General features: G+C 63.0%; 11 protein-coding genes. 7 read left to right on the forward strand and 4 right to left on the reverse strand.

Translation table 11 applies throughout. From position 1 onward, the window contains the following. Positions 1 to 32: 32 nt before the first annotated feature. Together trmA and BM026_RS18890 are read right to left on the reverse strand one after the other, a co-directional pair. Positions 33 to 1112 (reverse strand): tRNA (uridine(54)-C5)-methyltransferase TrmA, encoded by a 1080-nt coding sequence (gene trmA, locus BM026_RS18885; RefSeq protein WP_093529683.1) that lies wholly within the window; start codon positions 1110 to 1112, stop codon positions 33 to 35. Continuing rightward, positions 1109 to 2404, reverse strand: coding sequence for an NCS2 family permease (locus BM026_RS18890; protein ID WP_058427718.1), 1296 nt, complete (start codon positions 2402 to 2404; stop codon positions 1109 to 1111). The genes trmA and BM026_RS18890 overlap by 4 nt, the downstream gene beginning before the upstream one ends. Before the next feature lie 173 nt (positions 2405 to 2577). Here BM026_RS18890 and BM026_RS18895 point away from each other — a divergent pair, with 173 nt between their 5' ends. From BM026_RS18895 to BM026_RS18910, 4 genes are all read left to right on the forward strand, one after another. Next, positions 2578 to 3024 (forward strand): DUF4879 domain-containing protein, encoded by a 447-nt coding sequence (locus tag BM026_RS18895; RefSeq protein ID WP_093529685.1) that lies wholly within the window; start codon positions 2578 to 2580, stop codon positions 3022 to 3024. Between the two features lie 96 nt (positions 3025 to 3120). After that, positions 3121 to 3627 carry a (2Fe-2S)-binding protein gene (locus BM026_RS18900; protein WP_071493627.1) on the forward strand — a complete coding sequence of 169 codons (507 nt, stop codon included), beginning with the start codon at positions 3121 to 3123 and terminating at the stop codon, positions 3625 to 3627. Further along, positions 3624 to 4613, forward strand: a complete 990-nt coding sequence (locus BM026_RS18905; RefSeq protein ID WP_092248269.1) for an FAD binding domain-containing protein — start codon at positions 3624 to 3626, stop codon at positions 4611 to 4613. The genes BM026_RS18900 and BM026_RS18905 overlap by 4 nt, the downstream gene beginning before the upstream one ends. Continuing rightward, on the forward strand, positions 4610 to 6793 hold the full coding sequence (locus BM026_RS18910; RefSeq protein ID WP_093529687.1) for a xanthine dehydrogenase family protein molybdopterin-binding subunit: 2184 nt from the start codon (positions 4610 to 4612) through the stop codon (positions 6791 to 6793). Before BM026_RS18905 ends, BM026_RS18910 begins: the two co-directional genes overlap by 4 nt. A 120-nt stretch (positions 6794 to 6913) precedes the next feature. Here the strand turns inward: BM026_RS18910 and BM026_RS18915 are convergent, their stop codons facing one another. Further along, on the reverse strand, positions 6914 to 8164 hold the full coding sequence (locus BM026_RS18915) for an MFS transporter (protein WP_093125849.1): 1251 nt from the start codon (positions 8162 to 8164) through the stop codon (positions 6914 to 6916). Between the two features lie 319 nt (positions 8165 to 8483). Between BM026_RS18915 and BM026_RS18920 the strand changes: the two genes are divergently transcribed. From BM026_RS18920 to BM026_RS18930, 3 genes are read left to right on the forward strand one after another with little or no spacing between them, the layout of a single operon-like run. Then, entirely contained in the window at positions 8484 to 9923 is a 1440-nt protein-coding gene (locus BM026_RS18920; protein ID WP_071489952.1) for a cytochrome ubiquinol oxidase subunit I, read from the forward strand. Position 9924: 1 nt separating this feature from the next. After that, positions 9925 to 10932, forward strand: a complete 1008-nt coding sequence (gene cydB / locus BM026_RS18925) for a cytochrome d ubiquinol oxidase subunit II (RefSeq protein ID WP_092248277.1) — start codon at positions 9925 to 9927, stop codon at positions 10930 to 10932. Between the two features lie 12 nt (positions 10933 to 10944). Beyond that, on the forward strand, positions 10945 to 11112 hold the full coding sequence (locus BM026_RS18930; protein WP_071489954.1) for a DUF2474 domain-containing protein: 168 nt from the start codon (positions 10945 to 10947) through the stop codon (positions 11110 to 11112). Positions 11113 to 11178: 66 nt separating this feature from the next. Here BM026_RS18930 and BM026_RS18935 read toward each other — a convergent pair whose 3' ends face one another. After that, the gene (locus BM026_RS18935; RefSeq protein WP_093529689.1) at positions 11179 to 12303 is read right to left on the reverse strand and encodes a methyltransferase; all 1125 of its coding nucleotides are present in this window, start codon (positions 12301 to 12303) and stop codon (positions 11179 to 11181) included. Positions 12304 to 12339 lie beyond the last annotated feature (36 nt).

Below are 12339 nucleotides of genomic sequence, written 5' to 3' on the forward strand. Positions count from 1 at the left end.
TCCCACCTTTGGATCTTCGGTGTCCTGCAGTATTACCGGCGGGTCAACAACACCCCGGATTCCATGTGGTGCGTCCACGGAAACTGGTCAAACATCGCGCATTTCGTAATCTTATGCGTGTCATGCAGTTGCGCGATGTTCGCCGCCAACGTCTCCGGGTTGCAGGAGATGTACAGGATGTTGTCGAAACGTCGGGTCAGTTCGCAGGTGTCCGGGTCCATGCCGGCGCGTGGTGGGTCGACGAACACGCTGCCGAATTCGTAGCTTTTCAGGTCGATGCCGTGCAGGCGGCGGAACGGGCGCACTTCGTTGAGGGCTTCGGTGAGTTCTTCGGCAGAGAGACGCACCAGCGTGACGTTACCCACCGCGTTTTCATCGAGGTTGCTCAGGGCCGCATTCACCGAGGTCTTGCTGATTTCGGTAGCCAGCACGTTGCGCACGCGCGTCGCCAGGGGCAGGGTGAAGTTGCCGTTGCCGCAGTACAACTCCAGCAGATCATCCGGGCGATCGCCCAGGGCGTCGTAGGCCCAGTTGAGCATCTTCTGGTTCACCGTGCCGTTGGGCTGGGTGAAGGCACCTTCGGGCTGGCGATAGCTGAAGGTGCGCCCGCCGACTTCGAGCTTTTCCACCACGTAGTCATGGCCGATCACATCGCGCTTGCCCTTGGAGCGGCCGATGATGCTGACATTCAAGTCGGCAGCCAGCTGGTTGGCGGCGGTGTGCCAGTGCTCGTCCAGCGGGCGGTGATAGCACAGGGTGATCATCGCGTCGCCGGCCAGGGTGGTGAGGAACTCCACCTGGAACAGCTTGTGGCTCAGGGCGGCACTGGCTTGCCAGGCGGCCTTGAGCTGCGGCATCAATTGGTTGATGCGCTGGCTGGCGATGGGGAACTCTTCGATCAGGATCGGCGTGCGCTTGTCGTCCTGGGAGAACATCGCGTAGTGGCGTTCACCGCCTTCGCGCCACAGGCGGAACTCCGCGCGCAGGCGGAAGTGCTGCAGCGGCGAGTCGAAGACCTGCGGCTCGGGCGCGTCGAACGGTGCCAACAGGTCACGCAAGCGCGTGACCTTGTCTTGCAGTTGAGCGGTGTAGCGTGCGGCGTCAAAAGTCATGCGTTGAACCAGCCCAGCTTGATCACGAACAGAATCGACAGAATCACCAGCGCCGGGTTCAGCTCACGGTAGCGGCCCGAAAGCAGCTTGATGGCGGTCCAGGCGATGAAACCGAAGGCGATGCCGTTGGCGATGGAGTAGGTGAAAGGCATTGCCAGGGCGGTGATCACCACCGGCGCTGCTACGGTAATGTCGTCCCAGTCGATTTCGGCCAGGCCCTGGGTCATCAGCACTGCCACGAACAGCAGGGCCGGCGCGGTGGCGAAGGCTGGGACGCTGGCGGCCAGTGGCGAGAAGAACAACGCCAGCAGGAACAGGATCGCGACCACGATGGCGGTCAAGCCGGTGCGGCCGCCGGCGCTCACGCCCGCCGCCGACTCGATGTAGCTGGTGGTGGTCGAGGTGCCGAGCAGGGAGCCGGCCATGGCGGCGGTGCTGTCGGCGATCAGCGCACGGCCCATTTTTGGCATGTGGCCATCCTTGCCCATCAGGCCGGCACGCTTGGCCACGCCGATCAGGGTGCCGGAGTTATCGAACAGGTCGACGAACAGGAAGGCGAAGATCACGCTGACCAGGCCGATATCCAGCGCGCCCTTGATATCCAGCTGCAGGAAGGTCGGGGCCAGGGACGGTGGCATCGACGTGACGCCGCCAAAAGGCGTGACGCCCAGCAGGATGGACACGAGGGTCACCGCCAGGATGCCGATCAGCACCGCGCCGCGCACGGCCAGGGCTTCCAGGGCCACGATCAGCACGAAACCGAGGGTGGCGAGAATTGGTGCCGGTTGTTTCAAGTCGCCCAGGCCCACCATGGTGGCCGGGTTGCTGACCACGATGCCGGCGTTGTGCAGGGCGATCAAAGCCAGGAACAGGCCGATACCGGCGGCAATCGCCGAGCGCAGGGGCAGGGGGATGGCGTTGATGATCCACTCACGGATACGGAAGATCGACAACAGGAAGAACAACACCGCCGAAATGAACACCGCACCCAGCGCCACCTGCCAGGTGTGGCCCATGTGCAGCACCACGGTGTAGGTAAAGAAGGCGTTGAGGCCCATGCCCGGCGCGAGGGCGATCGGGTAGTTGGCGATCAGGCCCATCACGGTCGAGCCGATGGCGGCCGCCAGGCAGGTCGCGACGAACACCGCGCCCTTGTCCATGCCGGTCTCGCCGAGAATGCTCGGGTTAACGAACAGGATGTAGGCCATGGCCAGGAATGTCGTGATGCCCGCGAGGATCTCGGTGCGCACGTTGGTGTTGTGTGCCTTGAGTTGAAACAGCTTTTCCAGCATGCCTGCTCCCTGTGACGCTCTGTGGCGTCGTGATTTGTTGACCTCTAAGTCAAAGCACAAACTGCGCCAAGCGCCTTTGGTTTCAGAGAGGATCGGAAAAAGCGGCGCATCATACCAGCAGCCGAGGCCTTGAGGCATACTGCGCCGACGTTTAAACCAAGGTCATCTGCAACATGAAAAACGCCAGCCCGTGGAGTCTAGCCCTGATCCCCTGTATCAGCCTGTTGCTCGACGCAGCACCGGCCTGGGGCGCGACTGCACCGCCGTTGAGCGAAGTGCGCGTGTTCAAGGTTGAATCGGCGGCGTGCACGGAAACCATCCCCGAGCGCGCACAAAGCACGCAGATGTGCACGCACCGTGGGCCCACCAAGGTGTCAGTCATGGAAGTCGGCCTGGGCAACAACCCCATGGGCCGCTTTGATGGCGCAGAGCTCAATGGGCAGCGCACGGCGGTCTGCCAGGTCGGCAACATCAGCGAGGCCTGCAACGGGGCCGGCACACTGATGGGCTACATCTATGTATTTGACCTGAACGTGCAGGCCCAGGGCTGGTTCCAATACAGCAATTCCTCGATCAACCCCCCGCAGAACACCCTGACGACGCTGCTCAATATCCGCTGATCAATCACCTTGAACGCTCATTACCCCGGGAAGTCGTACCCCTGAGACGGCGATTTCCCTGAACGCCGCGGATGTCCACCAACCCGTGAGGTGTTTATGAGCGCAACCCCCAATGGCGCGGCGGCCCAACCGTTCGTCAGCCACTCGATACGCCTGAGCCTCAACGGCCAGGACCGCCAACTGGATGTATTGCCGTGGACCACACTGCTCGACCTCCTGCGCGAGCAACTTGACCTTGTCGGTAGCAAAAAAGGCTGCGACCACGGCCAATGCGGCGCCTGCACGGTATTGCGCGACGGCAAGCGGATCAATGCCTGCCTGACCCTGGCGGTGATGTGCGACGGCGCCGAGCTGACCACTATCGAAGGCCTGGCCGACGGCGACCAACTGCACCCGATGCAGCAGGCGTTTATCAAGCACGACGCCTTCCAGTGCGGCTACTGCACCCCCGGCCAGATCTGTTCCGCCGTGGGCCTGGCCAATGAAGGCCGTGCCCACGACACCGCGCAGATCCAGGAGCTGATGAGCGGCAACCTGTGCCGCTGCGGCGCCTACAGCAATATCCGCGATGCCATCGAGGAAGTCCTGGAGGGCAAACCATGAACCCCTTCCATTACAGCAGGCCGACCGGCGTACAGGAGGCCGTGCACCTCAGCAGCGCCGCATCGCGCTTTATCGCCGGCGGCACCAACCTGCTGGACCTGATGAAAGAGAACATCAGCCGCCCCGAACACCTCATCGACATCACCGGCCTGCCGCTGCATGACATTCAGCAAACGTCCAGTGGCGGACTGTTGATCGGCGCCCTGGTGAGCAATGCCGACCTGGCCTGGCACCCGTTGATCGAACAGCGTTACCCGTTGCTCTCCCAAGCCATCCTCGCCGGTGCCTCGCCGCAGCTGCGCAATATGGCCAGTACCGGCGGCAACCTGTTGCAGCGCACCCGTTGCTACTACTTCTATGACGCCACGGTACCGTGCAACAAGCGCGAGCCCGGCAGTGGCTGCCCGGCGCGCACCGGCTTGAACCGCATCCATGCGATCCTCGGTGCCAGTGAGCAGTGTGTCGCTACCCATCCTTCGGACATGTGTGTCGCCCTGGCGGCATTGGCGGCGCGGGTGCATGTCGAGGGCCGTGGCGGTGCGCGGATCATCGAGTTCGCCGACTTCCACCGCCTGCCCGGTGATACGCCGCAACGGGACAACCTGCTGGCCGACGATGAACTGATCACCGCCATCGAACTGCCTGCCGACAACCTGGCAAGCCATAGCAACTACCTGAAGATTCGCGACCGCGCCTCTTACGCCTTCGCCTTGGTGTCTGTCGCTGCAGCCCTTGAGCTGGACGGCGACCGCATCATTGATGCGCGCCTGGCGCTCGGCGGCGTGGCCCACAAACCCTGGCGCGACCGCGCGGTGGAAGCCGGGCTGATCGGCCAGGTTGTCAGCCGCGAAACCTTCAGCCAAGCCGCCGACGCCCTGTTGCAAGACGCAGAACCCTTGGAACACAACGGCTTCAAGATCAAGTTGGCGCGCCGGGGCATCATTCGTGCCCTGAGTGACGCCGCTGTTGCAGGAGAACGCCCATGACTGCCATCGGCAAACCCTTGGACCGGGTCGACGGTCTGCTCAAGGTTACCGGCCAGGCGCGTTACGCCGGTGAGTTTCCCGAGGAGGGCCTGCTGCATGGCAGCGTGGTGTCCAGTACCGTCGCCAAGGGCCGCGTGCTGCGTATCGACGCTTCCAGGGCGTTGGCGCTGCCGGGGGTGGTGGCGGTAATTGATCACCTCAACCGGCCAAGAATCGCCAGCTACGACGACGCTTTCCAGGACGACGATGCGGCCGACGGCTCGCCGTTCCGCCCGCTGTACAACGACCGTGTGCTGTACAGCGGCCAACCCCTGGCCTTGGTGATCGCCGACAACCTCGAATTGGCGCGGCATGCCGGCTCCCTGGTGGAGATCGAGTACGCAACCGAAGCCTTCGAAACCGACCTGCTGGCCATGCAGGAACAGGCCTATGCCTCGCCGCAAACCCCGCCCAAGCCGCGCGGCAACTTCCAGGCCGAGTGGAGCGGCGCCGCCGTCAGCCTGGACCTGCACTACAGCACGCCCGTCGAACACCACAACCCCATGGAGCCCCACGCCAGCACCGTGCTGTATCAGCCGGACGGCACCCTGCATATCCATGACAAGACCCAGGGCCCGCAGAACTGCCAGGCCTATGTGCAAAAAGTCTTCGGCCTGGATAAAAACCAGGTGCGCATCTTTGCCGCGTTCGTCGGCGGCGCGTTTGGCTCAGGTTTGCGCCCGCAGTACCAATTGCCGCTGGCGGTGATGGCGTCCCTGGCGCTCAAACGCTCGGTGCGCGTTACCCTGACTCGCCAACAGATGTTCACCTTCGGCTACCGCCCGCGCACCTTGCAGCGTTTGCAGATGGGCGCGGCCGCCGACGGTCGTTTGCTCGCGCTGGGCCACACCGCTATCGGCCAGACCTCGCGCTTCGAGGATTTCAGCGAACATGTGGTGGAGTGGAGCGGCATGCTCTATCACTGCGACAACGTGCAACTGACCTACAACCTGGTGCCCCTGGACGTGTTCACGCCCCTGGACATGCGCGCACCTGGCGCAGCGCTCGGGGTGATCGGCCTGGAGTGCGCCATGGATGAACTGGCCTGCGCCTTGGGAATCGACCCGGTGCAACTGCGCCTGATCAACTACGCCGAGCGCAACCAGAACGAAGACAAACCCTGGTCAAGCAAGGCCCTGCGCGAATGCTACAGCGAAGGTGCCGAGCGTTTCGGCTGGAGCCAGCGCAATCCGGAACCGCGCAGCATGCGCGACGGTCGCCAGTTGATCGGCTGGGGCATGGCCGGCGGGGTGTGGGAAGCCATGCAGATGAAGGCCAGCGCCAAGGCGCGGATCGACGCGCAGGGCAAGCTGACGGTCAGCAGCGCCACCACCGATATCGGCACTGGCACTTACACGGTGATGACCCAGATTGCGGCGCAGGCCAGTGGCGTGGCGGTCGAGGACGTGGTCTTTGTGTTGGGCGATTCCTCATTGCCTACCGCACCGCTGCAGGGCGGCTCGTTTACCGTGTCTTCGGTGGGCACGGCGGTGCAGCAGGCCTGCGAAGCGTTGACCGGCAAACTGCTGGTCATTGCTCGGCAGACTTACCCGGTCTTCACGCAGGCCGAATCCGTACGCTTTGAAGACGGCCAGTTGCATACCGGTGACGTGAGTGTGTCGTTGGCGCAGTTGGTCAAGGACAGTGGCGAAGACGCGCTGGAGGTGCAGGTCGACAGCGAGCCCGACAAAAAACGCGAGGGCTATAGCACCGCGACCCATTCGGCGGTGTTTGTGGAAGTCCGGGTCGACGAAGACCTGGGCACCATCAAGGTCAGCCGCGTGGTCAGTGCGATTGCCGCCGGGCGCGTGGTCAACCCCAAGATGGCCCGCAGCCAGATTCTCGGCGGGGTGGTGTGGGGCATCGGCATGGCCCTGCATGAGGAAACCCAGACGGATCATCAGTTGGGGCGCTTCATGAATCACAGCCTGGCCGAGTACCACATCCCGGTGAACGCGGACATCGGCGAGATCGACGTGGTGTTTGTCGAGGAGCATGACGAGATCGTCAACGCCCTCGGGTCCAAGGGCGTGGGGGAGATCGGCATCGTCGGTGTTGCGGCGGCGGTGGCGAATGCGATTTATCACGCCACCGGCAAACGGGTGCGGGAATTTCCCATCACCCTCGATAAGGTGCTCTGACACGCTCTAGCCAGCACTGGTTATCAAGTGTGGGAGGGGGCTTGCCCCCGATGGGGGGGGTCAGTCAACGATGCTGTGACTGACATGGCGCTATCGGGGGCAAGCCCCCTCCCACATGGGTTATACGCTGGTTTTTTGAATAGGCTCTTCCACCGGCACGTGCATGCGGTCACGGTTGGCCAGGGTCGGGAACAGCTTGATCCACACGCCTGTTATCACCAGCGTACCGATCCCGCCCATGACCACGGCCGGCACGGTGCCGAACCAGTGGGCCGTGATCCCGGATTCGAATTCGCCCAACTGGTTCGACGCACCGATAAACAGGCCGTTGACCGCACTGACCCGACCGCGCATTTCATCCGGGGTTTCCAGCTGCACGAAGGACGCACGGATGACCATGCTGATCATGTCCGCCGCCCCCAGCACCACCAGCACCGCGAGGGAAAACCAGAAGGAGGTGGACAGGCCGAAGGCGATGGTCGCCACGCCGAACACACCGACAGCGGTGAACATCACGCGGCCCACATGGCGGTCCACCGAGAACCGCGCCAGCCACAGCGACATCAGCAACGCCCCCACCGCCGGCGCCGAGCGCAGCAGGCCCAGGCCCCAGGCGCCGGTCAGCAGGATGTCCTTGGCGAACACCGGCAACAGCGCGGTCGCACCGCCCAGCAGCACCGCGAACAGGTCGAGGGAAATGGCGCCGAGAATGTCCGGGCGGCTGCGGATAAACCGGATGCCGGCCAGCAGCGAATCCAGGGTGGCCTTGCCTTTATTCAATGGGGTCTGGCGGGCGGGCAGGTTGAGGGTCAGCACGCAGGCAATGAGGTACAGCACCACGGTAGGGCCATACACCCACACGCTGCCGAACGCGTAGAGCAAACCGCCGAGCGCCGGCGCGACAATGGTCGCCAGTTGCTGGGCCGACTGCGACGAGGCCACGGCGCGTGGGAACAGCGCGCTGGGCACGATGCTTGGCAGCAGTGCCTGGGTGGTGGGCATTTCGAACGAGCGCGCGGCACCCAGCAGGAAGGCGAGGATAAAGATCATCTCGCGGGTCACGTTGCCGGTCAGGCCGCCGATGGCCAGGCTCAGGGCAATCAGCGCCTGCACGGTCTGGCAGATGGCGGCCACCTTGCGTCGCTCATAGCGATCGGCCACATGCCCGGTGTGCAGCATGAACAGTACGCGCGGTACGAACTCCACCAGGCCGACCAGCCCCAGGTCCAGCACATTGCCGGTCAGTTGGTAGAGGTTCCAGCCGATGGCCACGGTGAGCATCTGGAAGCCGCTGGCGGTGAAGATGCGCGCCAGCCAGAACGCGATGAAAGGGCGGTGGTGACGCAACAGCAACGCGGGTTCACTAGGCATCGGGGAATTCAGATCAGAGCCAAAGGAAGCGCCGAGATTATCATTAAGTTGTAACAGATAGTTGCAACAACTGAGCTGAGGCAGTCTGTCACGCGGCAAAAGACCACACAGTTCATTCCTGAAAATGGGACTACTCTTTCAGCAATGCTTGATCCAGATCAATGCCCGCCCGGGCATCGGCCTGGTGGCCTGCGGGCCAGATTCCCTACGCGGTTGGCTAAAAAAAGAAACGAATCGAAATTCGCCAGACTCCATATCCGTGGGGGCAGTGGGTGCAGGCTCCCGCCAGCAGCCGGTATTACCTGACAGAGGAAGACTTATGTTCGGTTTGGAGGCGCTCGATCTCGCCCGAATTCAATTTGCGTTCACCATCTCGTTCCACATCCTGTTCCCGGCGATCACCATCGGCCTGGCCAGTTACCTCGCGGTGCTGGAAGGCTTGTGGCTCAAGACCCACAACGACACCTACCGCGATCTCTACCACTTCTGGTCGAAGATCTTTGCCGTCAACTTCGGCATGGGCGTGGTGTCCGGCCTGGTCATGGCCTACCAGTTCGGCACCAACTGGAGCCGCTTCTCGGACTTTGCCGGCGCCGTCACCGGCCCGCTGCTTACGTACGAAGTGCTCACGGCGTTCTTCCTCGAGGCCGGTTTCCTCGGCGTGATGCTGTTCGGCTGGAACAAGGTCGGGCGCAACCTGCACTTCTTCTCCACCGTGATGGTGGCCGTGGGGACGTTGATTTCCACGTTCTGGATCCTTTCGTCCAACAGCTGGATGCAGACGCCCCAGGGTTTTGAAATCATCGATGGCCGTGTGATCCCGACCGACTGGTTCGCCGTGGTCTTCAACCCGTCGTTCCCCTATCGCCTGGCGCACATGGCCACGGCGGCCTTTGTGGCCACCGCGTTCTTCGTCGGCTCCTCGGCAGCCTGGCACTTGCTGCGCGGCAAGGACAACCCGGCGATCCGCAAGATGCTCTCCATGGCGATGTGGATGGCCCTGATCGTTGCGCCCATCCAGGCGGTGATCGGTGATTTCCATGGCCTCAACACCCTGAAGCACCAACCGGCGAAAATCGCCGCGATTGAAGGCCACTGGGAAAACATCGGCAACGAACCGACTCCGCTGATCCTGTTTGGCTGGCCCGACATGAAGGCCGAGAAAACCAAGTACGCGGTGGAGATCCCGTACCTGGGCAGCCTGATCCTCACTCACTCCCTGGATAAGCAAGTGCCGGCCCTCAAGGAGTTTCCACCGGAAGACCGCCCCAACTCGACCATCGTGTTCTGGTCGTTCCGGGTCATGGTCGGCCTGGGCTTCCTGATGATCTTCACCGGCCTGTTCAGCCTCTGGCTACGCCGGGGCGACAAGATGTACACGTCCAAACCGTTCCTGTACCTGGCGTTGTGGATGGGGCCGTCCGGCCTGATCGCCATACTTGCGGGTTGGTTCACCACCGAGATCGGCCGCCAGCCGTGGGTGGTCTACGGGCTGATGCGCACGGCGGACGCGTCCTCCGGGCATAGCCTGGCGCAGATGACCATCACCCTGGTGTTGTTCGTGGTGGTGTACTTCGCGCTGTTCGGCGCAGGCCTGGGCTACATGATGCGCCTGGTGCGCAAAGGGCCTCAGACCCACGAAGGCAGCGAGCCCACCCATGGTGGCCCGGGCCAGAAACGTACACCGGCCCGTCCGTTGTCCGCCGCCGATGATGGCAGCGACGACGATCACGCGCACATCCAGCACAAGGGGCATTGAGATGGGTATTGATCTTCCGCTGATCTGGGCCGTGATCATTATCTTCGGCATCATGATGTACGTGGTCATGGACGGCTTCGACCTGGGTATCGGCATCCTGTTTCCGTTTATCCCGGGCAAGACCGACCGTGACGTGATGATGAACACCGTGGCCCCGGTGTGGGACGGTAACGAAACCTGGCTGGTACTGGGCGGCGCAGCGTTGTTCGGTGCGTTCCCGCTGGCCTATTCGGTGGTGTTGTCGGCGCTGTACCTGCCGCTGATCCTGATGCTGATCGGGCTGATCTTCCGCGGTGTGGCCTTCGAGTTCCGCTTCAAGGCCAAGGACCACAAGCGTCATCTATGGGACAAGGCCTTTATCGGCGGTTCACTGGCCGCCACGTTCTTCCAGGGCGTGGCGCTGGGCGCGTTCATCGATGGCATCCCTGTAGTGAACCGCCAGTTTGCCGGCGGTTCGCTGGACTGGCTCACGCCGTTCACGATGTTCTGCGGCGTGGCGCTGATCGTGGCCTACGCGTTGCTCGGCTGCACCTGGTTGATCATGAAGACCGAAGGCCCGCTTCAGGAAAAAATGCACAACCTGGCGCGACCGTTGGCCTTCGTTTTGCTGGCGGTGATCGGCATTGTGAGTATCTGGACGCCGCTGACGCACCCGGAAATCGCCTCGCGCTGGTTCACCCTGCCGAACCTGTTCTGGTTCCTGCCGGTGCCGATCCTGGTGCTGGTGACCCTGTACGGGTTGTTCCGTGCCGTGGCGCGTAATGCGCACTACACGCCGTTCCTGCTGACGCTGGTGCTGATCTTCCTGGGCTACAGCGGCTTGGGTATCAGCCTGTGGCCCAACATCATTCCGCCATCGGTGTCGATCTGGGACGCTGCCGCGCCGCCCCAGAGCCAGGGCTTCATGCTGGTGGGTACGCTATTCATTATCCCGTTCATCCTGGGCTATACCTTCTGGAGCTACTACGTGTTCCGCGGCAAGGTCACCCACGAAGACGGTTACCACTAGGAGGGGCGTTCCATGTCCGGCAAACCTTCGTTGCACGAGATTGAACAGGCCGAGAAGCAGCCGTTGTGGCGGCGCCTGGGGTGGCTGGCGATGATCTGGACGGGCAGTGTGCTGGCCCTGTTCGTCGTGGCCAGCCTGATGCGCATGTTTATGAGTGCGGCTGGCCTGACCACCCACTGACATCCCGATCCGGGCTTTGCGGCCCGGCTTTCCAGCCCTGCTTTTCGCCAGAGAAGCAGGGTTTTTTTATTTGCGCGCCTTGAGGATCACGAATTTTGGCGTGGTGGCGACTTGCTCGACACCCCGGAACAGGCGCGCCAGCTTGGTGTGATAACCGAGGTGGCGGTTGCCGACGATATAAAGGGCGCCGCCCACCACCAGGGCTTCCCGTGCCTGTTGGAACATGCGCCAGGCGAGGAAATCGCCGACCACCTGCTGCTGGTGGAACGGTGGATTGCACAGCACCACGTCCAGGGATTGCGGCTCTTGCCCCGCCAGGCCGTCGGCGGCACGCACGACCACATCGCGATCACCTAGGGCGGCTTGCCAGTTTTCGGCCGCCGATTGCACCGCCATGTAGGACTCGTCCACCAAGGTGTAGTGCGCTTCGGGGTTTTGCAGGGCGCTGGCAATCGCCAGTACGCCGTTGCCGCAACCCAGGTCTGCCACGCGGGCGCTGCCCAGGTTTTTCGGCAGGTGGGGCAGGAAGGCGCGAGTGCCGATGTCCAGGCCTTCGCGGCAGAACACGTTGGCGTGGTTCAGCAGTTCGATAGCCGGTGCGTCCAGGGTGTAGCGGGTGGGGTAGGGCGACACGGCAGCAGGGCGATCTTCAACGGTGGCGATCAGCAATCGCGCCTTTTTTACCGCGAGCGATGCGTGCATCGGGCCAATGTAACGCTCCAGCAACTCGCCCGCCGCCCGTGGCAAATGCTTGATCATCGCCCCGGCGATCACTTCGGCGCCTGGGGCCAGCTGGCCTTGCAAGCGAATCAGTTGTTCTTCCAGCAATGCCAGGGTTTTGGGTACGCGGATCAGCACCCGGTCGAACGGCCCGGTGGGGATATGGCTGGCCGGGATGAACGCAACGGCGTCAAACGCCTTGCCGTTGCGCACCAGGTTTTTTTCCAGGCCTTGCGCCGCCAGGAACGAATCGCCACTGGAGGTCAGTTGCACGTTGCCTTGAAGGCTGGCCGCAAGGGCGCCGAAGCTGTCATTGAGCACCAGCACCCGGGTTTGTGCGGTCGGCTGCTGTTCCGCCAAGTGGCTGAGCAGGTACTCGTCGGCGGCATCGAAGGCTTGCAGCGGATCGTTGTGTTGCTCTGGCTGGCGGATCAGATCGAGCTGGGCAAAGGGGCTTTCGAGCAGGGGCATGGCGGGGGAGACTCTGGGTAAACGATGGGTGTTCGA

Source organism: Pseudomonas sp. NFPP24 (genome assembly GCF_900112095.1).
Taxonomy (GTDB): Bacteria; Pseudomonadota; Gammaproteobacteria; order Pseudomonadales; family Pseudomonadaceae; genus Aquipseudomonas; species Aquipseudomonas extremorientalis.

What these genes read in the sequence shown, in the direction of transcription:
- trmA (WP_093529683.1), bottom strand. Translation starts at nt 1,112, where the DNA reads ATGACTTTTGACGCCGCACGCTACACCGCTCAACTGCAAGACAAGGTC.
- BM026_RS18890 (WP_058427718.1), bottom strand. Translation starts at nt 2,404, where the DNA reads ATGCTGGAAAAGCTGTTTCAACTCAAGGCACACAACACCAACGTGCGC.
- BM026_RS18895 (WP_093529685.1), top strand. Translation starts at nt 2,578, where the DNA reads ATGAAAAACGCCAGCCCGTGGAGTCTAGCCCTGATCCCCTGTATCAGC.
- BM026_RS18900 (WP_071493627.1), top strand. Translation starts at nt 3,121, where the DNA reads ATGAGCGCAACCCCCAATGGCGCGGCGGCCCAACCGTTCGTCAGCCAC.
- BM026_RS18905 (WP_092248269.1), top strand. Translation starts at nt 3,624, where the DNA reads ATGAACCCCTTCCATTACAGCAGGCCGACCGGCGTACAGGAGGCCGTG.
- BM026_RS18910 (WP_093529687.1), top strand. Translation starts at nt 4,610, where the DNA reads ATGACTGCCATCGGCAAACCCTTGGACCGGGTCGACGGTCTGCTCAAG.
- BM026_RS18915 (WP_093125849.1), bottom strand. Translation starts at nt 8,164, where the DNA reads ATGCCTAGTGAACCCGCGTTGCTGTTGCGTCACCACCGCCCTTTCATC.
- BM026_RS18920 (WP_071489952.1), top strand. Translation starts at nt 8,484, where the DNA reads ATGTTCGGTTTGGAGGCGCTCGATCTCGCCCGAATTCAATTTGCGTTC.
- cydB (WP_092248277.1), top strand. Translation starts at nt 9,925, where the DNA reads ATGGGTATTGATCTTCCGCTGATCTGGGCCGTGATCATTATCTTCGGC.
- BM026_RS18930 (WP_071489954.1), top strand. Translation starts at nt 10,945, where the DNA reads ATGTCCGGCAAACCTTCGTTGCACGAGATTGAACAGGCCGAGAAGCAG.
- BM026_RS18935 (WP_093529689.1), bottom strand. Translation starts at nt 12,303, where the DNA reads ATGCCCCTGCTCGAAAGCCCCTTTGCCCAGCTCGATCTGATCCGCCAG.